The organism is Cystobacter fuscus, assembly GCF_044360685.1.
Taxonomy (GTDB): domain Bacteria; phylum Myxococcota; class Myxococcia; order Myxococcales; family Myxococcaceae; genus Cystobacter; species Cystobacter fuscus_C.
The window spans coordinates 2,830,881-2,851,609 of the sequence record NZ_CP043491.1; the positions used below are offsets into that span (position 1 = coordinate 2,830,881).

Here is a 20,729-nt window from a genome sequence, read left to right on the forward strand (position 1 = left end):
TGGGGTAGTGCGGCTTCGGGCAGGGGCCGAGCCGCGAAGCGCCCGGGGGTGCGCCCACGCAGAATATTCCGTTTTGAGCCGAAAATCTTGAGTTCTTGAAAGCCGGGCTTTTTCACTCGCGGTCAACGGGCTCGCCCGGGTCCGGCTCGACTGGCCTCGCGCGCCCACTGCCGGAACTCCCCCGGGCGCTCGCCGCCCGGTGTCAGGGTTGCGCGTTGGCGATGCCGAGGTACTCGCCGAGCCGAAGCTCGACCTCGAGGCCTTTCTTGGCGAACTGCTGACCAAGCCGCGCGAAGCCCGCCTGGAAGCCCGGTCCAGCCAGCGAACTCGTGTACTCCGCATATGCCGTGGCGAAGTCGGCATCCGGAGGCAGTGACGCCCGGTTGACTTGCGCCTTGGCGGCGGCCACGACGGCCTTGTCGAAGGAAGCGACGCGGGTCGCGAGCTTTTCCACGAATCCATCGAGCTCGGCGTCGGGCAAGGTGCGCGTGACCCAGCCGTATCGCTCGGCAAGCTCGGCATCGTAGTCCTGGCTGGTGACAATCGCCTCGAGGCCGCGGTCACGCCCGATGAGGCGTGGCAGACGTTCGCTGCCACCACCCCCTGGCAGGATGCCGGTGCCGACTTCTGGCTGCCCGAAGATGGCGTGCTCGCGGCTCGCGTAGCGCAAGTCGCACGCCAGCGCGAGTTCGTTGCCCCCTCCGCGCGTTCGTCCACGGATCTTCGCGATGCTCAAGAAGGGAGCCTTCGAAAGACGAAGGACCAGGTCGACCCACATGGGGACGGAGTCTGGGCCTGGTGTGAACGGAAACTTGTCGGCTTGCCGGAGATCGAAGTGATTGAAGAAGAATCCGGTGATGTCGCTCGTGAAGATGACGACCTGAACTCGAACGTCCTTCTCGAGGTCATGGAGGATCTCGTGCAGTCGTGTCACGGTCTCCGGCACGATCACATTCGCGGGCGGATTCGCGAAGGTGATGGTGGCGATCCTCGGCGTTGATTTTTCGACAATGATGGTGCTTTTCTCGCTCATGTTGTGCTCTTGAGATAGCGGTCTGGCTAGCGGCCGAGGAAACGGTTCACGTCAGCGGCGAACTCTTGCGGATACTGGAACAGGAATGCGTGCCCAGCGTCCGGGTAGATTCGCAGCTGCGCATTCGGAAGATGTCTGGCCATCAGGTAGGAGTTCGCCGTTGGGACCATGATGTCGTTGTCTCCGTTGGCGACCAGCGTCGGCTGCTTGATCGCCGCGAGGCGCGAGAGCTTCGACGCGTCCGGAATACCCCAAGTCGAGATCGCGGTGATGTGCGCGTTGGCGGTCTCCATGGTGACCGGGACGTCTCGATTGCTCTGACGCAGACGGAGGCGTTGGATGAACTCGCGGCCCTTCGCGCGACTCGACTCCGACTTCTCGAAGAAGATGGTGAGCATCGCCTCCGCGTCGATCGTCTCGCGGAGCGCGATCTCGAGCACTTCTGGCACGTACATGTGCATGCCCTCGCCGCCTTGTGGGCCCGTTCCGGCGAGAACCAGGCGGCGTACTTGATGAGGTCTCATCAAGGCGAACTCCTGTGCCACGAAGCCACCGAGCGAAAAGCCCAGGATGTCAAAGCGCGCGAGCTTGAGCGCATCGGTGAAGGCGATTGCGCCATGGGCCATCTCAGCGACCGTGTCAGGCGTCTTGCCGCTCGAGCCGGCGACGCCGACGTTGTCCATCAGGATGACCTCGCGCTCAGCAGCGAGCGCATCGACGAGCGCCGGGTCCCAGTTGTCGAGATTGGCGCGATAGTGAACGAAGCACACGAGAGGCGTCGCCGCGCCGTTGGTCTTGCCGAAGCGCCGATAGGCATACCTCACGCCGTTTGCCGCTTCGATGGTCAGGTTCGGAGTCGTCAGCTGCCCGTCTTTCGTCGTCATGTTTCGTGTCCTTTCAGTCCGTACATGGTTGAAGCGCTTGTCATCCCCTTGGATGTTCATGAGTTCCTTTTTGCAAGGACCGAGGCGCTCCGGCCAGTGGCGATAACGACAATGTTCGGTCTATACTCGCCACATGTTCGTGCACATGGTTCTCGAGGGTGTGGCCGACAGCGCGCTCGGCGTGGGGCTCGACGTCGTCGGCACGGCGGCGGAGCTCATCGGCGCCGGGCTCACGCCGTTGCCTCCTGGGACGAAGGGGCTGCGCCAGCGTGTGGTGTCGCTCGACGGCCGGCCGGTGCGTTCCGCCGCCGGGCGGACGGTCGCGGTGGACGGCGCGTTCAGCCTTCGCGGGCTCGGCAAGGGGGATGTCGTCGTCTTGCCGGGGATGTTCGCGGCCAATGGGCGAACCGTCGCGAAGTTGTTGGCCCGAGAGGACATACGGCACGCCGCGGACCTCCTCGCCAAGGCGGCTGCCAAGGGCGTGATGCTCGCCGCGTCGTGCTCGGCCACGTTCGTGCTCGCCGTGTCGGGCCTCCTCGAGGGGCGGACCGCGACGACAACGTGGTGGCTCGCCCCGCAGTTCGCTCGGATGTTTCCCAGGGTGTCGCTCTCGGCCGATCTCATGGTGGTCGACGCCGGGGAAATCCTCACCGCCGGCTCCGCGCTGGCCCACGCGGATCTCATGCTCGCGCTCGTCGCGCGGCTGGCGGGGCCTTCCGTGGCGCATCTCGTGACGCGCTACCTCGTCCTCGACGAGCGGCCCTCTCAGGCCCGCTATATGGTGATGGAGCATCTGCGCGTGTCCGACCCTGGGCTGCGAGCGGTCGAACGTTTCATCTCGCAGAATATCGGCCGTCAGCTGTCTCTCGACGAGCTTGCCCGCGTGGCCGCGGTGTCTCCGCGGACGCTCGCTCGCCGGGTCCACGCGAACCTCGGAGTGACGCCGCACGAGCTCGTGCAACGCATCCGCGTGAGTCGCGCGGCACATCTTCTCGAGACGACGCACGCCTCGGTCGACGAAATCGCCGCGCAGGTGGGCTACGCCGACGCCGCGGCCTTCCGCCGCGTCTTTCGTCGATTCGCGGGTGAGTCGCCTCGCCGACGACGTGGGCCGGCTGCCTGAGCTCCTCGAATCCCAGATGTCCTCCTCGGACATCGCGGGGCTTTCGTTTGGGGCCGAGGCCGCCAGCGGCACAAAGCCTCTTGTGGCTTCGGTCCTGCCCTCGCTTGGGGAACTACGGCTGCGGAGAAGGCCGAAGCACGCCGCGGAACCGCGGGTCACTCGGAGACTTCACGTACCGAGCGGGCGTCGTCCCCACGAGCCGCCGGAAGTGCCGCGTCAGCTGCGCCTGGTCGTAGAAACCGACCAATGGCGCGAGCGCGGAGGGCCTCACGCCGCGGGTGAGCAACTCCTTCGCACGGGCGACGCGGAGATGCGTGAGGTACGCGTGCGGAGGCATCCCTACCTGCGCGCGGAAGGCTCGGCACAGATGGAACTTGTCGAGGTTCACGTGCGTCGCGAGCTCCTCCAGGGTGACCGACTCCTCGAGCCGCTCGTGGATGAACGCCAGCGCGCGTCGCACGGGGCGCGAGTGGTCCGACCGCGCGTCGCGGGTCGCCACCAGCGCCTGGACGGCCTCCGCGAGCGCCACCTCCAGCGTGAAGCGGTCCTCGCCGGAACAGGCCGCGTCGAGCAGCCGATGGAAGGGCGCGGCCCGTGGGTCGCCGGGCTCGAACTGTGGCGTCACCACGGCCTCTCTCTCGCGAACGATCCGGGCCACTTCGTCTGTCGGCAAGGTGACGACGGTGAAGACCGTGGGCCCGCGATGCAACAGGTGGCGCACCACGTCGCCCGGCTGCTTCAGGAGGATGCACCCGGGCACCGAGCGTCGGACGCGCCCGCTGCCCCACCACTCGGTGTCGCCCTCGTCGATGCGCCCGATGCCCCAGTGTTCCTTCATGCCGGTGTGCAGCGATGTGGTCGTGCCGCGCGCCACGCGCAGTCCTGGAAGCGCAACGGGAAGCTCGGTGAAGCTCTCCATCGGCTCAGTGTAGCGCGACGACCGCTCGAGCACTTGGCGTTTCTTGGCGCGGCGTCCGTGCCAAGAAACGCCAAGAACCGGGCGCCGCGCCTGCGTAGATACGAGCCATGACCGAAAAACAGAAAATCGCCTTGGGTTGTATGGGGATGTCTGGTGCGTACGGCAAGACGGACGACGCGACGAGCATCGCTGTCATCCACGCCGCCATCGAGCACGGCATCACCTTCCTCGACACCGGTGACTTCTACGCCGCCGGACACAATGAGCTGCTCATTGGCAAGGCCATCGCGGGCCGCCGGGACAAGGTCCAGCTCTCCGTGAAGTTCGGAGCGATGCGTGGGCCCGACGGTGCCTTCCTGGGGGTCGACACACGGCCTGTCGCGGTGAAGAACTTCCTGACCTACTCGTTGACGCGGCTCGGCACCGACCACGTCGACGTCTATCGCCCAGGGCGCCTGGACCCCGCGGTGCCCATCGAGGACACCGTCGGCGCCATCGCGGACCTGGTGAAGGCCGGCTACGTCCGGAAGATCGGCCTGTCCGAGGTAGGCCCGGAGACCATCCGCCGCGCGGCGAAGGTGCATCCGATTGCCGACCTGCAGATTGAGTACTCCATCGCCAGCCGCGACCCCGAGGACGCCATCTTCCCGGTCCTGCATGAGCTGGGCATCGGCGCGACGCTCTACGGCGTGCTGTCACGCGGCCTGCTCTCGGCGAGCCCGATCAAACCGGGAGACGCGCGCGCCCACATGCCACGCTTCAGTGGGGACAACGCCGCGGCGAACGCCAGGCTGGTCGCGGGGCTGCGGGAGCTCGCGAAGAAGTGGGACATGTCGCCCGGGCAACTGGCCATCGGGTACGTGCTCGGCAAGGAGCCGAAGTTCACACCGACGCTGGGCATGCGGACCCTGGAGCAGCTCGATGAGGCGCTCGCCGCGAAGCCGTTGACCGCGGACCAGATTGCCCAGGTCGAGAAGGTGGCACCGCGCGGCGCCGTCGCGGGCACGCGGTACCGAGCCGCGCAGATGGCCTACCTCGACAGCGAGAAGCACTAACCCGAGCGCCGTGTGCAGGCGCTCGAAGTGCTCCGCCCACACGACCTGGCGGCTTAGGGGGTCTGCGCGTCTTCGATGAACGCGGTGAACAGGCTGTGACGTGCGTTCTCGCCGAAGAGAAGCTCGTGGAGTTGGGTGCCTTCGGTGGCGGCTTTGGTGCCGCGGGGGAATCAGCGCGGTGAGCTCCGGCGCCCAGCCGTCGAACTCCTGAGCGATCCGCGCGGCGGCCGCGGCGGCATCGGTGAAATCGATGGCGGCGAACCAGTCCCGCGGCCTGGTGAGCGCAGCTCACGCTCGTCGCGAGCGGCGAGGGCCTGACCTTCTTCGCGGAGAGCACAGCGGCGATCGTGCGAATTGGCGCGGTGCTGAAGCGGGTTCGCGATCTCGACGTGGAGTTCCTCGGGCGAGTGGTGTGGCGGGCCTCGGACGAGAAGGATCCGCTCGTACGGTCGTTTCTCGAGATCACCGCCTCCGTGCACGCGGGCAGGTGACGAGGTTCCGACCGTTGCTTGCTTCGCGATGGTCCTCGACGGAAGCCGGAGCATAACGTGAAGGACGACGGTTTACCAAGGAGGACACCGTGGTCCACGACGTGATCATCGCAGGGGCCGGCCCGGTCGGCCTGTTCCTGGCCTGCGAGCTGCGGCTCGCGAAGCTCTCCGTGCTGGTGCTCGAACAATCGGAGGATCCGCACTCACCCCTGAAGCGGCTCCCGTTTGGACTGCGAGGACTCTGGGGCCCAAGCATCGAAGCCTTCTACCGGCGCGGGCTGCTGGAACAAATCGCGTCGCCACGTCGTGCAGACGACCGTGCCCCTGGCCCGCCGAGACCTGGCTCCATGGCGTCCGGCTCTCAGCTCCGCGGGCCAGCGGGCCACTTCGCGGGCATCACGTTCGACTACAGCAACATCGATTCGTCGCGGTGGACGTACCGACTACCGGGCCCGGCCGACACCCAATTGGGGTGCGAAATGGAGCAGATCGAGCGCGTCCTCGCCGCTCACGCACTCTCCCTCGGAGTTGAGCTCCAGCGCGGCCAGGGGGTCGAAGGCTTCGAGGCTTCGGACGATGAAGTCACCGTGCATGCTGGCGAGCAGCGCTTTCGCGCGCGTTGGCTCGTGGGTTGCGACGGCGGCCGCAGCACGGTCCGCAAGCAAGGTGGCTTCGAGTTCGTCGGGACCGAGCCTGAGTTCACGGGATATTCGGTCCAGGTCGACATCGCCGACCCGGAGAAACTCCGCCTGGGCCGTCATTACACGCCGACCGGTATGTACACTCAGTGGCAGCCAGGGGCGATCGCGATTGCCGACTTCGACGGCGGCGCATTCCATCGCACCCAACCGCTCACGTGCGAGCACGTGCAAGCCGTCTTACGGCGCGTGTCCTGCACGGACGTGACCCTCAAGGCGTTGAACGTCGCCTCGACATGGACCGACCGCTCGAAGCAAGCCACGACCTACCGCAAGGGACGGGTGTTGCTGGCGGGCGACGCCGCGCACATTCATTCGCCGCTCGGCGGACAAGGCTTGAACCTCGGACTTGGAGACGCCATGAACCTCGGGTGGAAGCTTGCCGCCACCCTCCGAGGCGATGCCCCCGATGGCCTACTCGACAGCTACACCGCGGAGCGGCATCCGGTCGGGGCGCGCATCCTCGATTGGACGCGGGCCCAGGTCTCGCTGATGCGGCCCAACCCACATTCCCGCGCGCTCAACGCCATCCTCCGCGACCTGGTCGATACGCGCGACGGCGCGACCTACTTCGCTGAACGTGTCTGGGGTGTGTCCCTCCGCTACGATCTTGGCGAGGAACACCCATTGGTGGGCCGCAGCTGCCCGGACTTCGAGCTCGAGGACGGAACGAGGCTCGGTACACTGCTCCGAGATGGAAATGGTTTGCTGTTGGACTTCGGCCGGCAGGCGTCGCTCCAAGCGCTGGATGGCCTTTGGGGCGAGCGTGTCAGGTACGTGGCGAGCGACGCCAAGGAGCGCCTTGGACTGAGCGCGCTGCTCGTGCGTCCTGATGGGTTCGTTGCATGGGCGAGCGATACGACTCCCAGTCCCGAGGCAGTCACACGAGCCGCGGCGAGATGGTTCACGAGCCGCGAACATCAAGGTACTCCTCCCTCTGAGGTATCCCCTCGGCTTTGACACCTCCGCCTACGAGTCGTCCGACACCCTTCCTGGGCCCCGGCTCCGCCCCCGTCAGTAGGTGGGGCGCGTCTCCCGCGCGAGATGCTCAATCGCCTCGTTAAAGGTGGCGCCCCGCTCGTCGCCCGCCCAGGAGGTCACGATGCCGCCTCCCCTGCTCATCACCCCCACCTTCAGCATGGCCCGGCGGTGAGCCGGAGAGGCGACGAACTGGTACATGGACGCCTCATCCTTCCAGACCGTCAGTGTCCGTTTGGTGTTGCAGGACTCGGACCCGCCGAATTGGATGGCCATCAGGCCGGGCTGGGTCGGCAGGGTTTCATTCAGGCCGACCAACGCCGCGTCGAACTCCGTCTGAGCCTCTACCGTGGACGCCATACGCAGATAGGTGCTGCTGATGATGTAGGAACCGGGGCTGAGTTGGCCATTGGCGTCCACGCCCGGGCCCTGGAGCGCGGAGACCGTCTGGAAGTCTGGCTCCAGCACCCCCCGCTGGCAGGGATCGGTTTCGGGCTCCTGGGTGGGAGGCGGCGCGGCCATCTCGGATCCGCATGCGGTGAAGACGAGGGACGACAGAACGGCGGCGAGCAGGCGCTTCATGGAGAACTCCTTGGGAGTGGTGGGGTGGATCAACGTGAGGCGGAGGGAGCGGCTTGGACGGAGCCGAAGAGCAGCGGCGAGAAATCCCGGCCCAGACGCCGGGAGTGGAAGTCGTCGGCGCGGGCGAAGACCTGGACCTGGACGGCCGACTCTCGCGAGGCCGCCGTCGAGAGCGTGGCCACCCAGTGGCGCGAGCCATCGGGCGCGCGCACGCGCAGATAGAGGTAGGAGCCCGCGGGCAGGCGCTCCTCCACGAACCCCGTCAACCGCATCTGCTCGGAAGGCGCCAGGGCATGACGGCTCAGGGGATTGTCTCCAGGGGACCGGGTCTGGACCCAGCCCGCCCCACCCAGCGCCAGGAGGGACAGCATCGACAAGATGAGGAGTGTGCGTCGCATGCGCGGAAGATGGCGCATCCGCGCCGTTCCTCCGCCGCGAGCCGATGGACGGCGGCCTCCAGCGGATGAGCGGCGCGAGGCCCCGCCTACCGCGCCTTCATCCCCAGCGCGGCCTTGAGCGTGGACGCGGAGCGCCGACTCACGCGGGCGAGCTGCCCATCCTGGAGCTCGACCTCATGCTCCCCGTTCCGGGCGTGCACGGCCTTCACGTGGGTGAGCTGAATCAGCTCGCCCCGGTGGACGCGCAGGAAGCCATGGCTCCGCAGCCGCTCCTCCAGCTGGGTCAGCGACTCCTCGGTGCACTGCTCCCGCTGTTGCGCGAGGAAGAGCGTGTATTTGTCACTGCTCCAGAAACGCGAGATGGACCGGGCATCGAAGAAGTGGAAGACGCCCTGGCTCACCGTGATGATGCGGCACGAGGAATCCACTGGCGCCACTGCCTCCAGCACGCGCGACACCGCGGCCTGCTTCGCGAGCAGCCGCCCGCGGGCGCGCTCGAGCGCATCGGCGAGCCGCTCGGGACGCACGGGCTTGAGCAGATAGTCGACGGCGTGGGCCTCGAAGGCCCGGACCGCGTAGTCATCGTGGGCGGTGACGAAGATGAGGGGCGGTAGCTCCCGGTAGCGCTGGGCGAGTGCCAGCCCGTCCATCCCAGGCATGCGCACGTCCAGCAGCAGCAGGTCGGGCCGCAGTTCCTCCACCCGTCGCAGTGCCTCTTCGCCATCCCCGGCGTCGCCGACGACCTCGACGCCGGGCAAACCACTCAACAGCCGCGAGAGCCTGCGGCGCGCGGGCTCCTCATCATCGACGATCAAGACCCTCATCGGGGAGGTCCCCCGCTCGGAAGGGTGAGCCGTGCACGACACCCCCCTCCAGGCACGGGTTCCAGCGTGAGCGTGCCTTGCTCGCCGTAGAGCAGGCGCAGTCGCTCGCGCAGATCCTTCACGCCCGTCTGGGCGCCCTGGTGCTCTGATGCCCCTGGCCCCGGCCCATCATCGATGACCTCGAGGTGGAGCCACGTCTCCTCCCTCCGCACGAGCACCCGCACACTCACGCCCTCGCGCCGGTCCATGCCGTGGAGGATGGCATTCTCCACCAGGGGCTGGAGCACCAGGGGAGGCAGGGGGATGCCGGTGACCTGCTCCTCCACGGCCAGGTGCGTGCGCAGGCGCGCGCCGTATCGGGCGGTCTGGATGGCCAGGTAATCGCGCGTCATGTCCAGCTCGCGCTCCAGGCTCACGAAGTGGCTCTTCCCGCTGTCCAGGGCATAGCGGAAGAGATCCGCGAGTCGCTCGAGGGTTCGCTCCGCCAGCTCGGGATTCTCGGAGATGAGACTGGCGACGGTGTTGAGGCTGTTGAAGAAGAAGTGGGGCTGGATGCGGGCCTGGAGGGCCGAGAGTTGGGCCTCGAGTGCGGCGCGCTGCGCCAGGAGGGCCCGCCGCTCGATGCGCGCCGCCGTGTTGCGCAACCGCTGCACGATCAGTCCGGGAAACAGGAACATCCACGAGATGAGCGTGGCCACCAGGAGGTCTTGCCCCAGCGAGTACCGCAGCCCTGTCCCCAGGCGCACCTTGAGTGGATGGATCACGAGGATGACCATCACCAGTGGGACGCCGGAGCCCACCGCGACGTGCAACACGCCCTGGGCCAGGGGCGTCCGCAGACGCCTCACGAGGCCGGGCATCACCCAGATGTAGAGGGAGTGGAGGGTGAGTGCGAGCGTGAAGAAGATCGGGTAGCCCGCGGCGACGTGGTGGAGCGACGTCGCGAGGGGCAGGGTGAAGAAGTCCTTGTCGAGCAGGGGCGCGGTGGCGAGCGGCGCGACGAAGTACAGCCAGATCATCTCCACGGGCAGCAGGGGACTCGGCTCCTCCTGGTTCTCGATGCGGCCCAGCGTGGGGTCGGACGATGCGCGCATGCGCGGCGCAGCGTAGGGGCAAGGTCACTTCCCTGGCCAGCCACGCCGATGAATGGCGCGTCCTGGCCGACCAACGGTCTGGTGGCCGTGCGCGTGACGAAGCGGGGGCTGCGTCGGCACTGGCACGTGGCCTGGGCCCGTACGGTGCGGCCCGCTCCCGCCCTGAGCTCCTTCGTGGCGCTGCTGACGAAGGCAGGGCCGCCGAAGCGCTGACGCAGGTGGTGGACCCCGCGTTCGACGAGCAGGAGGCAGGGCGGCGATGGAGGCCGCCCTGCCCGGGATGTGCTAATGCGACGCGTTGAGGAGGACGCTGCTGCTACCGCCGGTGTAGTTCGCGGTGACGATGTCGCGCTTGCCGTCGCCGTTGAGGTCGCCCACCGCCATGTAGAAGGGGCCGGTGCCCACGGCGAAGTTGATGGCGGCCTGGAGCGTGCCATCGCCGTTGCCAAGGAGCACGCCCACGGCGTTGGAGCTGTAGAGGGTCCCGGCGACGTCGGCTCGGCCGTCGCCGTTGAAGTCGGCGATCTCCAGATCGCCAGCACCGTTGGCCACGGGGTAGTTGATGGCGGACTGGAGCGTGCCGTCGCCGTTGCCAAGGAGCACGCCCACGAGCTTGTCGTTGAAGAGGCTGGCGGCGACGTCGGGCTTGCCGTCGCCGTTGAGGTCGCCCACCGCCGCGACCTGCACGAACCTTCCCCCCAGTGAGGTCGTCACTGCCGGCTGGAACGTGCCGTCACCGTTGCCGAGGAGCACGCCCACGCTCCTGCCGTTGTAGTTGCCCGTGACGAGGTCGAGCTTGCCGTCGCCGTTGAGGTCGGCCGCGGCCACGGAGCTGGGAGTGCCGGGCATGGCATGGGGGACGGCGGTCTGGAACGTACCATCGCCGTTGCCAAGCAGGATGCTGACCGTGTTGCCGACGAAGTTGGCGGTGGCGATGTCGAGCTTGCCGTCGCCGTTGAAGTCCGCCACCGCCACGCCGCTCGGGTCGAAGCTGTTCACGTTGTAGTCGGCGCGGCCCTGGAACGTGCCGTCACCGTTACCGAGCAGGATGCTGACGTAGTGCGTCGGGCCGGTGCCGCCCCCCACGGCGAGGTCGGCGTTGCCATCGCCGTTGAAGTCGGCGATCTCCACGAACTTGGAGTTGCTGCCCACCGCGAACGTGCTGGCGGCCCCGAACGTGCCGTCGCCGTTGCCGAGCTGCACGCTCACGAGGGCGGAAGTGATGAGGGTGAAGGCGACGTCTGGCTTGCCGTCGTTGTTGACGTCGCCCACCGCCACGCCAAAGGGCCGGGTGCCGGTGGGGAAGTCCTGGTGGCTCTGGAAGTCGAGGACCGGCGCGCGGCATACCCCGGCGTCGCAGAACCCGCCGCTGCAGGACGTTCCGTCGTCGGCGGTGGGGTTGGAACACTGGCCGGTGGCGGGATCGCAGGTGCCGGCCACGTGGCACTGGTCGCTGGCGGTGCAGACCACGCCGGCGCAAAGGTCGGTGCAGACGCCGTTCTGGACGACCAGATTCTCGCAGCACGGAAGCGTCGGATCCCACGGGGAACCCGCGGGCAGGCAGACGCCGCCCTGGCAGGTGGGATCGTCAACGGCCACATAGTCGCCGGCGTGCTGCGAGTGGTCGTCGATACACGCCTGTTCGCTGATCTCGATGGAGGTGTAGGGCTTCTTGGTGGAGCCGGTCTTGTGGCAGATGCGGACCTTGCCTTCGACGCCGAAGTATTCGCACTGCGCGGCGGTGAGAGCGGAGTCGGCCGAACTGACGTGCGCATCATTCTCTTCGACAGCGGTCGCGCTGCAACCGCCGATGAGGCCGAGCAGACCGGCCCCCGTGACAATGACGAGGAGAGAAGAAGATAGACGTTTCATTGGATTCCCCCGAGGACACACCACGGCCTCGCACGGCTTGCGCGAAGACCGCGGGCATCCAATCAAATGCTATTGACCGCGGGTCGCTCTTGCTTCACCCGCGGAACGAGAAGTTACAGCATTCATGGCAATTTCGACAGACACTACCTTGTGACCGCGGTCGGATTCCTGCCGATTCGGCACAATGACCGCGGTTTTCGCACAACGAAGCTCGTGCATGCTCCGGCGCGAACCCATCACGTTCGACGTAGGCCAGACGCGCGTCGGCGGCGACGAAGGATTTGTGAATGAATGGAGCGGCGGGGCTCAGCGCGCTCTGGGGGAGCGCTTCGTCGTCGGCCCCGCGGGCCCGCGCGAGGCCGCGAGGGTATCCGACGGGCTCTCGTCGAAGAGCTTCTTGTATTCGACGCTGAATCGCCCGCCGGACACGAAGCCGAGCGAGGCCACGACGTTGGCGACGGTCGTCCCTGGCACGCCTGCGAGCAGCCTTTGTCGCGCGAGTTCGAAGCGGCGGCGGCGGAGGAACGCACCTGGCGGCATCCCCCGAGCCGTGATGAACGCAGCGCGAAGCGAGCGCTCCGGCACCCCGGCGGCGGCGACGATATCGGCCAGGGAGATGGGCTCGCCCGCGTGTGCCTCGATGAACTCCTCCGCGCGACGCACGGAAGCAGGCGCCGCGCGGCGCGGGGGAACTTCGAGGAGGCTCGATGCGCTGTGTCGCGTGCCCGTGATGAGCGCTGTCAGGAGCGTGTCCCGCAGTGAGGCCACGAGGAACGGCGAGATGGAAGGCAGCTCCAGGCGCTCCTCGAACAGCTTCAGGATCGGACCGACCCCGGCGACCGACGTGAGATCCAGCGCGACGTCGAACACGAGCGGCCCGCGGAGCTCCCAGCCCGTGAGCGCCGTGAAATGGGACTCGAGTGTGGCGCGCTCGATTGCCACGGAGCGGCCCTGGTAGGCCGGCGGGCACTCCAGCGTGACGGGGTGCCCCGGCGAGAGGACCGCGCTGCGCCGCCCGGGCTCCAGCTCGTAGGGCTCGTTCGCGTGGAGCCCGTGGGCCTTGCCGTGCAACGCGCCCGTGATGAGGTAGCGCCCGAGGACCTGGGGAATCGTGCACCGGCCGCCGGTGGGCCAGGTCCCGTGGACGAAATGAATCGACTCGCAGGTGGTGACCTTCAGCTCGCACGAGAAGGCAGGTTTCCGTGAAGGCTCCAGCTTCGACTCCGAGTAGATGCCACTGAAGACGGCGCGCGCCTCCTCCAGATTCGCCATGCGGTGGACGCGGCGCTCGGGGACCAGCCACACGTCCGTCTTGCGCATGAGCCCCGAAGACGGAGCCGCCCGTTTATCCGGTAGCTCCGAAGCAGGTGGTCGCAGCATGTTCATCCAGGGCCGCCCTCCGTCCACCGTTCATTGCCGCCGACAATGACCCACCAACCCCACCGACCTTGCAGGGACCACCACGAACTTCTGAGCGACTGTATCAGGTTCGACAAATGCATTGCCTTTCCGCGCATTCGCACCACCTTCCGAGTTGCTTCCGCGCGGTGACTTCGCCCGTTGGGCCCGCCGACCCCTCTTTCTCCTACTTCTTCGGCAACCTGCTCTCGTATAGGACGACGTTATGATGCTCGATGAAATGGGCCGCGAGGTGTCCTTCGAGGACATCTCGGCCCGCTACCGTGGCCATGACTCGCTGAACTGGTTCCTCGAAACGCGCGACCTCAACGACGAGGCGCCACGCCCCCGCATCATCGAAGGTGGCCTCGACGTCACCCACGAGCTGCGGACCAGCGACGGCCCCTGGGCCTTCATCATCGACGGAGATCTCGTGACGACGGGGGATCTCGTCTTCAGGACCGAGGGCGCCGGCACTTGCGCGCTCATCGTGACGGGCAACGTCCGCGCACGGAACATCTCCTATGGGGGCAGCGCGCGCGTCGCGGTGGACGGCGATATCACGGCGTCCGGGGTCATCATTGGAAGCTGGGGAAGCGATGGCGCGGTGCTTGGAACCAGTGGAGTGCTGACCGCGCGGGCGGTGTTGCTCGACCCACACACCCCTATCTGGGCGAACGCGGGCGGGCCGCGCTCCGTGCCCGAGGCCTTCCGTACCCTCATCGTCGGAGGCAGGGGCTGGCAGGAGTTCGAGCCCGACATCGACGCCGACATGCCCGAGGACGACGAGCAGACCTTCGTGCCCGAGGTGCTCAAGAACGGCGGGCTCGACCTTCACCTGGCCAGGAAGCACGCGGAGCGGGGCGGCAGCCCGTTCCTCCCCGAGGTCGAGCGGTCCCTGCGCGCGAAGAAGGGCCTTTGACGGCCCCGCCCTGGGCCAAGCAGCCCCAGGACGCTGCGGCCTCGATGAGGCACGTGCTCATACCTCCACCTGGCCTACCGGCACTCGATGCTGAAGTTGTCGAAGGTTACCGTCACCTCGCCGTTGGCATTGATTGTAGTGTGGCCGGTCTGCTGGACGGTGAAGTTGTTGCCCGGCCCCTGGCCGATGACATTGAACCGGAGGATGAACGTCGAGTTACCCCCATCGCCATGGTCCGTGAGCATGAACTGCTGGCTACCGGTATTCTGATAGCCAAGCCCGGTCGTCAATCCCGTACCACTCACGCCCACCGGGTTGAGGTGCATTGCCACGTGGATGTTCCCCGAAGCGCTGGTGGTGACGTGCGACAATTCGTGGAGCTCTCCCGTCAGGAGGACATCCTCCCCCAAGCCGCCGTTGGCGCATGGCACGAAGAAGAACCTTTCGTAGGGAATGTTCTGATTCACCGTGGTCGTGGTCGCCTGGGCGAACGCCTGGCGGGCTCCAACGGACAGCAGCCCCAGGAGGGCGAGCAGCAAGCACTGCGTGACCTTGATTGTCTTCATGATGTTTCCTTGTGGTAAAGGCTCACACCCGCTCCTCCGCCGATATGGCGGTCGGGCCGCGGTGGAAAGCCATTCTCAGGATGCATTGATCAAGTCTCGGGAAGAAAGCGTGGTGTCGCCATCTGGTGTGTTCTCGACTCTCGTTCTCGGTGCGTCTGTGATTGTGTCAACGGGAGAATCGTAAACTGCGACTCTGGTCACGTGAGTGAGGAGTTGGACACGGTCCGAGGAGAGGGTGTCAAAAAGCTTGAGCAGTACGAGCTGACGCGACACGCGGCGGGAATGAGAAGGGCGGGAAGCGCGCCGAGAAATCATGCCCCAATGGTCTCGGGCTCCTCTTGCGCAAGCGTGGCTTGCTTCTGGCGCAGGCAAGCGGATTGGGGCGCGGCCTGCCCCGGTACGTGGCGCGGGCTGTGTGCGCACCGCGGCCAGCTCGGGCGGCCCCCGTCAGCGGCCCTCCTCCGACAGGTCTTCCATCCTTTATTGGATTGGTCGCGAGCAGGGAGCACCTGCACGGGGCGCATCTGGTCCGTCGTCGTCCCGTCCCCGAGTTGGCGGTAGGGGACTGGGCCTGTTGGCTCTGTGGTGGCATAGACCGCTGGCCCTTCGCGGCTCTGGCCGGTTGGTCGCCTGCCTGTTCAGCGTTGACGTGGCCGCGCCGTCCGGCTTCACTCCGCCGCCATGGCAAAAGTCACCGGCATCGGCGGCGTCTTCTTCAAATCGACCAGGGACGACAAGGCGCTGTCCGACTGGTACCAGCGTCACCTCGGCATTCAGCTCGAGCCCTGGGGCGGCGCCATTCTGAAGTGGCCCGAGGATAAGTCCGAGGACAAGGGCCTCACGGTGTGGAATGTCGCGGCGAAGGACAGCGCCTGGTTCGACGCGCCGTTCATGATCAACTACCGCGTCGACAACCTCGGCGAGCTGCTCGCTCAGCTTCGAGCGGCGGGGGTGCAAATCGTCAAAGGCCCCGAGAGCCACGAGAACGGCAAGTTCGCGTGGATCATGGACCCGGACGGCAACAAGGTGGAGCTCTGGGAGCCCATGCTCTGGGACGAGAAGAACAAGCAGCGCTGAGCTGCGCGCGTTCCCAACCGCGCGGGAACACTCGACATCCGCTGTCGGCGCATAGGTGGAATAGCGGCCGTGTTGAGGGGGAGGGCTGGAGCGGAGGGGCCGAGGAGGGCTGGACGATGGGCGGAATGGGGGCCCTGTTTGACGGCCAGGGCAGACGAGGCCCTGAAGGTGCGGCTCCTCCGGGAAGGCGCTCAGGACTTCCTGACGAAACCCTTCCACGCGGAGGATCCTTCCCTCAGCTCAACTGATCTCAGCGGTAGGTTCGCCAACAGCTCTCTCCGCGCTGCGTTGAGCTATCGCCAATGATTCCCTGTACTCACGCGCCTCTGCCGCCATCGTGAATGCTGCCTTGAGTCCTTTGGCCGCCACGAGATCCCGCAGTTCGAGGACAGAAACCCGGAAGAACTCCTTCCTGAGGTTGACACGATTGAGCCTTCGCGCTTCGAAGTGTTTGTGAAGTTCGCGCTCCAGGCCGGGTGCGTCGTCGGTCGTAATCATCGCATGCACGTCGAACTCGAATGGAACGGACGCATCACCCAATTCGTAAATGCGATCCATCGGGTCGAGGCGGCGGGTCATACCGATCTTCAAGATCCCATCCCCAAAGGACCCTACGTTTGAGATGACATACACGTTACCGGAACGTGTCTGCTCGGCCATCGACTTCGCTCTGAGATTCTTGGCTTCTGCCTCTGCCAGGCGTTGGTTCAACTCGTCGACCTTCTGCTGAAAGCGGGCACGCTCTTCAGCTGACGCAGACTCGGCCTCGGCACGCGCCTTCTCCAGTGCTTTGGCCAAGACCTCTTCCTCCTTTTGCGCCTCCTTCATGACGCGCTCCGCTTCGCGTCGCGCCTTCTCTTCTTCACGAATCTGTTCCTGGATCCGGCGCTGCTCCTCCCGCTCACGAAGGCGTAGTTCCTGAGCCGTTACTGCCCATCTCAGCTCTTCCAGCCTTGCCGCCAGATACGCATCCAGGATTCGTGCATTTCGGAAGGCCTCTCCGTTCAGGTTGACCAAGGCGAAGGCGTCCCGAATCTCCTGCTCGAGCGTCCCGTAATTGTCGCTCCTGGTTCTTGAGAGAATTCCATCCACGCGACCATTGAACGCGTCTATAACGAATCGGATTGCGGCCTCCTTCCGTTTGGCTTCCGCATAGTCACACTCTGCGGCGTGGCCTTCCTCTACCATTCGTCGGGACTGCTCCCGGGCCGACTTCAACTTGACTCCTGCCTCCAGATGGCCAAAGTCCGAAGCCAGCTCATCGAGAAGGCTTCGCGTCGGAACGACGTACTTGTCTCCATAGCCGTCGATCACGTTGCGGATCGCGCGAATGGCCTGCTCCAACGCATCCTTCTCTCGCAGGGCGATGTATGCATTTCCCGCAATCCGCTCAGCGCTCTTGTGAGCTTCGTCCAAGATTCTTCGAGCATCTTGGGTTGCCTTGCCGAGGATGGAGTCCGCTTCTGACCGCAGTTCCTTGAGTTTGTTGCTTGCCTCACGAAGTTCGATTTCGCTTCGGGCTCTGGATGTTGCGGAAAAGGTCTCCGCTTGCTGTTTGAGCGCACTTGCTAGCTTGATCGCCTCATCGAGAGCTCGTTTGGTTTCCTGTTCCGCGTTCGCGAGCCCTTGGAACCTCAACAGTGGTTCGAAGGTCGCCATCGCCTTTCTGAATTCCTCTTCAAAGTGGGCGCGTACCCTCTCTGCTTCGGCTTGCGCGTTTTCCCGCTCGCGCGACAACTCCGCGTCCACGTCATCGAGTCTTTTGCTGACCTCCCGCTTGAGACGCTCCCGTTCGGCAAGGGAGTCGGCCCGGACATTCGTGAGTTCCTGTTCGGCTGCCGATAGTGACCGCTGGGTCTTTTGCCACCGCGTGCGCAGCACGAACGCCCAAATCGCGACTGGGATGAACCCGAAGCCGCATGCGATGAATATCAATCCAAATAGGACTTCCATGATGAGCCTCCCCGAAGGTGTCTACTCGAGTTCCTCAAGGAGCCGATTCGCGGTTTTGATTGTCGACTGAAGCGAACTGGCGGGTTCGGTGAAGAGAACGTCTGATTGAGAGAAGGGGACGATGGGTTGGAATGCGCCGGTGCGACGAGAGGCCTTGAACTTCGTTCGAGTTTGCAGTCCGTCCAACGCGTCCGATGGATCGAGGGTGTCGAACGGGAGACTCTCCATCTGCTTTCGATGAATGATCGTGGAGAGTACGGGGGCAAGCGCCGGGAGCCCGTCAGCCGAATAAGCCGTAATGAGGACTGCCTTCACCGGCAGGAGCGCATGAACCTCACGCGCCACTCGCAAGACCAATGAGCACACGTAGTCCTGGTAGAGTTCGACGAATTGGATGCGGGGCATGGCCTTCGTCGACAGCTTGCCGGTCGAGGTCAATGTTTGAACCTCAGGAGGTAGAATGGCCGAACCCTGGGCCGTAATCTTTGCCTCCACCAGATGGGGCGAGTGGATTTCGAAATCCACTGCACTTTCGCCAGGAGGCGCCATGGCCTTATAGGAAGTCTCCCGTAGGACGCGCCGGTAACTTTTAGAGTCCCCCTGAAGGATACCTTGCGCCAATGCAACGGAATCGGTCTGCTCCAGTGCTTCCTCCTGGAATGCTTGTTGTGCGGAATGGAATCGGTCTGAATCCTCCGCCACGGCAGACACCATGTTCGGCAATTGTGCTGAGGGTACCTCAAAAAGGGTGAGTAGACGGGTTCGGCGGTCGGCTGAGCGTTCCGCCCAGTGGGTGAGGGTCACCGGCGCAGGAGGCAGACTGGCCGCGAGCGCTCGCCAATCGATGGGAGCGCTACATGCCTTGTGCGCCGACTTCAGCTCCTCGATCCGCGCCTTGCTCTCCTCCGCAGACTCGCGCGCAAGGCGCAGCTGATTCTGTCGCTCTTGTTCCTTTGCCTCCCTCTTTCGCGTCGACGCGTAGGAATAGCGGCCCATCATTTCCCCCTTCGGTCGCCAATCGGCTGATGCACCTCAGTGTCTAGGCTACCCGCCATGTGAGTCCTGGGAAACTGGCCAAGGACTGGACATAGGACTCTCGGCGGAATGGGCGCTGTGTTTGAGCCCCACGCACCCACAGTGACCTGTAAGTCCACGCCCCCGCAGCCTGCCGCCTGGCTGGGCCGCTTGGGCCGGCGTGAGAGTCCACCACGTTCCAGGACTCCCCCCTCAGGGTCCGCATCCAGCTCGGCCAGCCGCCTCTCGAGTTCGGCGAGCTGTTCCGGCGCGGTCTCCACCTGCTCGGGTGCTGCACCTACCGCTTGAGCTTCACGGGCAGGTGAGGGCAAAAGAAAAGGGCGTCAGACTTGCGCCTGACGCCCTGTTTCAGCTCCCCGACGTGGACTCGAACCACGGACCTAGTGATTAACAGTCACCCGCTCTACCGGCTGAGCTATCGGGGAATATGTCCGCTGCGTGGTGGCCCGGGTGGGCCGCCGCGACAACGAGGTGCTTTCTAGAGAACGGAGTCTCTCCTGTCAACAACCTGTTTCGACCCACTCGCACGACTTCGCTCGATTCCCTGGTTGGCCCTCGAAGGACTCGCCTCCCTCGTCACCGCCTCCCTCTCCCAGGTCCTCTCGGGACAGCCCGTGGAACGCGTCCTCGACCGCACCCTCCGCGCCCATCGCCTCCTCTCCCGGGACCAGCGCCAGGTCCTCGCCGAGGCTCTCTTCAACGTCTCCCTGTGGCGGCGCCGGCTCGGCTTCCACCTCGGTACCCCGGACGCCTCCGGGTCCTTTCTCCTCTATGCCTTCCTGCACCTGCTCGCGGGCCTTCCGTCCGACGTGGCCGCCCGACTCGCCGAGGTGGGCTCGCCCCCCCCACCCCTCGTCCCGGACGCGCCTCCCTCCCTCGCCCTGCGCTGCTCCCTCCCCGACTGGCTCGCCGACCACTTCGCCCGGGAGTGGGGCCCCACCGCCGAGGACTTCTGCTCCCACCTCAATGTCCCCGGCCCCATCACCCTCCGGGTCAACCGCCTGCGCACCGACCGCGACTCCCTCCAGTCCCGGCTGCGCGCCGAGGGCGTCGAGACCCGGCCCGGGCTGCTCAGCCCCCTGGCGCTCCACGTCGTCGGCCCCCGGCCCAACCTCTATGGGCTCGCCTCCCTGCGCGAGGGTCTCTTCGAGGTGCAGGACGAGGGCAGTCAGCTCCTGGGGCTGCTCGTCGAGCCTCGCCCCGGGGAGACCGTGCTCGACCTGTGCGCCGGGGCGGGGGGCAAGACGCTCCAACTCGGCGCCGCCATGGAGAACCAGGGCCGATTGCTGGCGTATGACCCGGATGCCGGACGGCTCGACCGCCTCCTGCAGCGCTGTGCCCGGGCGGGTCTCTCCAACGTCCACGTGCTGCGCGCTCCCCCCGAGGGACTGCTCGTGGACCGGGTGCTGGTGGATGCCCCGTGCTCGGAGCTGGGTCCCCTGCGGCGCGGACCGGATCTGCGCTTCCGCCTCGAGCCCTCCTCCCTGTCCGAGCTGCCCCGGGTCCAGCGGGAGATCCTCGACCGGGCCCGCCCGCTCGTGCGTCCGGGGGGCCGCCTCGTCTACGCCACCTGTACCGTCAACCGCGCGGAGAACGAGGACCTGGTGCTCGGGTTCCTGCGGGACGCTCCCGAGTTCCGGCTCGTGCCGGCGGAGGGGTCCGGTGCTCTGGGCTCGTGCGCCCGCGACGGCTTCTGGGTCTGCGCGCCCCACCTGCACGGCTGCGATGCCTTCTTCGCGGCCGTACTGGAGCGGACGGAGGGGTAGGCAGGGGAGCAGGGAGGGAGGTTGCCGTCTGGACACCCCCTGTTCGAAGCACGGGCGCGTT

General features: G+C 66.1%; 20 protein-coding genes and 1 tRNA gene. 8 read left to right on the plus strand and 13 right to left on the minus strand.

Annotated elements, in window-relative coordinates; genetic code table 11:
- Positions 1-202: 202 nt before the first annotated feature.
- Both F0U63_RS11675 and F0U63_RS11680 read right to left on the minus strand, forming a co-directional pair.
- Positions 203-1,033, minus strand: coding sequence for an enoyl-CoA hydratase/isomerase family protein (locus tag F0U63_RS11675; protein ID WP_395845966.1), 831 nt, complete (start codon positions 1,031-1,033; stop codon positions 203-205).
- A gap of 26 nt (positions 1,034-1,059) precedes the next feature.
- A complete protein-coding gene (locus tag F0U63_RS11680) occupies positions 1,060-1,917 on the minus strand; it encodes an alpha/beta fold hydrolase (RefSeq protein ID WP_395845967.1) in 858 nt (285 codons plus the stop codon).
- A gap of 133 nt (positions 1,918-2,050) precedes the next feature.
- Between F0U63_RS11680 and F0U63_RS11685 the strand changes: the two genes are divergently transcribed.
- A complete protein-coding gene (locus F0U63_RS11685; protein WP_395845968.1) occupies positions 2,051-3,040 on the plus strand; it encodes a GlxA family transcriptional regulator in 990 nt (329 codons plus the stop codon).
- Between the two features lie 112 nt (positions 3,041-3,152).
- On the opposite strand, the gene F0U63_RS11690 is transcribed toward F0U63_RS11685, so the two are convergent.
- The gene (locus F0U63_RS11690; protein WP_395845969.1) at positions 3,153-3,992 is read right to left on the minus strand and encodes a helix-turn-helix domain-containing protein; all 840 of its coding nucleotides are present in this window, start codon (positions 3,990-3,992) and stop codon (positions 3,153-3,155) included.
- Between the two features lie 74 nt (positions 3,993-4,066).
- On the opposite strand from F0U63_RS11690, the gene F0U63_RS11695 reads away from it, so the two are divergent.
- The 3 genes from F0U63_RS11695 (at position 4,067) to F0U63_RS11705 (ending at position 7,163) form a co-directional block, all read left to right on the plus strand.
- Positions 4,067-5,014, plus strand: a complete 948-nt coding sequence (locus F0U63_RS11695; protein WP_395845970.1) for an aldo/keto reductase — start codon at positions 4,067-4,069, stop codon at positions 5,012-5,014.
- A gap of 347 nt (positions 5,015-5,361) precedes the next feature.
- A complete protein-coding gene (locus F0U63_RS11700; RefSeq protein WP_395845971.1) occupies positions 5,362-5,505 on the plus strand; it encodes a hypothetical protein in 144 nt (47 codons plus the stop codon).
- An 89-nt stretch (positions 5,506-5,594) separates the two neighbouring features.
- Complete coding sequence (locus F0U63_RS11705) at positions 5,595-7,163, plus strand: FAD-dependent monooxygenase (RefSeq protein ID WP_395845972.1); 1,569 nt, start codon at positions 5,595-5,597, stop codon at positions 7,161-7,163.
- A 54-nt stretch (positions 7,164-7,217) separates the two neighbouring features.
- Here F0U63_RS11705 and F0U63_RS11710 read toward each other — a convergent pair whose 3' ends face one another.
- From F0U63_RS11710 to F0U63_RS11725, 4 genes are all read right to left on the minus strand, one after another.
- Positions 7,218-7,763: an antibiotic biosynthesis monooxygenase family protein gene (locus F0U63_RS11710; protein WP_395845973.1), complete on the minus strand. Its 546-nt coding sequence runs from the start codon at positions 7,761-7,763 to the stop codon at positions 7,218-7,220.
- A gap of 29 nt (positions 7,764-7,792) precedes the next feature.
- On the minus strand, positions 7,793-8,161 hold the full coding sequence (locus tag F0U63_RS11715) for a hypothetical protein (protein WP_395845974.1): 369 nt from the start codon (positions 8,159-8,161) through the stop codon (positions 7,793-7,795).
- 86 nt (positions 8,162-8,247) lie between these two features.
- Positions 8,248-8,976 carry a LytR/AlgR family response regulator transcription factor gene (locus F0U63_RS11720; protein WP_395845975.1) on the minus strand — a complete coding sequence of 243 codons (729 nt, stop codon included), beginning with the start codon at positions 8,974-8,976 and terminating at the stop codon, positions 8,248-8,250.
- Positions 8,977-8,981: 5 nt separating this feature from the next.
- Positions 8,982-10,079: a sensor histidine kinase gene (locus F0U63_RS11725; RefSeq protein ID WP_395845976.1), complete on the minus strand. Its 1,098-nt coding sequence runs from the start codon at positions 10,077-10,079 to the stop codon at positions 8,982-8,984.
- Positions 10,080-10,127: 48 nt separating this feature from the next.
- On the opposite strand from F0U63_RS11725, the gene F0U63_RS11730 reads away from it, so the two are divergent.
- Positions 10,128-10,292, plus strand: a complete 165-nt coding sequence (locus F0U63_RS11730) for a hypothetical protein (RefSeq protein ID WP_395845977.1) — start codon at positions 10,128-10,130, stop codon at positions 10,290-10,292.
- Between the two features lie 72 nt (positions 10,293-10,364).
- Here F0U63_RS11730 and F0U63_RS11735 read toward each other — a convergent pair whose 3' ends face one another.
- The gene (locus F0U63_RS11735) at positions 10,365-11,951 is read right to left on the minus strand and encodes an FG-GAP repeat domain-containing protein (protein ID WP_395845978.1); all 1,587 of its coding nucleotides are present in this window, start codon (positions 11,949-11,951) and stop codon (positions 10,365-10,367) included.
- A gap of 306 nt (positions 11,952-12,257) precedes the next feature.
- Positions 12,258-13,337: an AraC family transcriptional regulator gene (locus F0U63_RS11740; protein WP_395845979.1), complete on the minus strand. Its 1,080-nt coding sequence runs from the start codon at positions 13,335-13,337 to the stop codon at positions 12,258-12,260.
- Between the two features lie 238 nt (positions 13,338-13,575).
- Between F0U63_RS11740 and F0U63_RS11745 the strand changes: the two genes are divergently transcribed.
- Positions 13,576-14,271 carry a hypothetical protein gene (locus F0U63_RS11745; protein WP_395845980.1) on the plus strand — a complete coding sequence of 232 codons (696 nt, stop codon included), beginning with the start codon at positions 13,576-13,578 and terminating at the stop codon, positions 14,269-14,271.
- Positions 14,272-14,345: 74 nt separating this feature from the next.
- Here the strand turns inward: F0U63_RS11745 and F0U63_RS11750 are convergent, their stop codons facing one another.
- Positions 14,346-14,837 (minus strand): hypothetical protein, encoded by a 492-nt coding sequence (locus F0U63_RS11750; protein WP_395845981.1) that lies wholly within the window; start codon positions 14,835-14,837, stop codon positions 14,346-14,348.
- Between the two features lie 681 nt (positions 14,838-15,518).
- Between F0U63_RS11750 and F0U63_RS11755 the strand changes: the two genes are divergently transcribed.
- Positions 15,519-15,914 carry a VOC family protein gene (locus tag F0U63_RS11755; protein WP_395845982.1) on the plus strand — a complete coding sequence of 132 codons (396 nt, stop codon included), beginning with the start codon at positions 15,519-15,521 and terminating at the stop codon, positions 15,912-15,914.
- A gap of 240 nt (positions 15,915-16,154) precedes the next feature.
- Here F0U63_RS11755 and F0U63_RS11760 read toward each other — a convergent pair whose 3' ends face one another.
- The 3 genes from F0U63_RS11760 to F0U63_RS11770 form a co-directional block, all read right to left on the minus strand.
- A complete protein-coding gene (locus F0U63_RS11760; RefSeq protein ID WP_395845983.1) occupies positions 16,155-17,867 on the minus strand; it encodes a DUF4041 domain-containing protein in 1,713 nt (570 codons plus the stop codon).
- Positions 17,868-17,888: 21 nt separating this feature from the next.
- Complete coding sequence (locus tag F0U63_RS11765; RefSeq protein ID WP_395845984.1) at positions 17,889-18,866, minus strand: hypothetical protein; 978 nt, start codon at positions 18,864-18,866, stop codon at positions 17,889-17,891.
- A 388-nt stretch (positions 18,867-19,254) separates the two neighbouring features.
- Positions 19,255-19,327 (minus strand) — tRNA-Asn (locus F0U63_RS11770).
- 123 nt (positions 19,328-19,450) lie between these two features.
- Here F0U63_RS11770 and F0U63_RS11775 point away from each other — a divergent pair.
- Positions 19,451-20,668 carry an RsmB/NOP family class I SAM-dependent RNA methyltransferase gene (locus F0U63_RS11775; RefSeq protein ID WP_395845985.1) on the plus strand — a complete coding sequence of 406 codons (1,218 nt, stop codon included), beginning with the start codon at positions 19,451-19,453 and terminating at the stop codon, positions 20,666-20,668.
- Positions 20,669-20,729 lie beyond the last annotated feature (61 nt).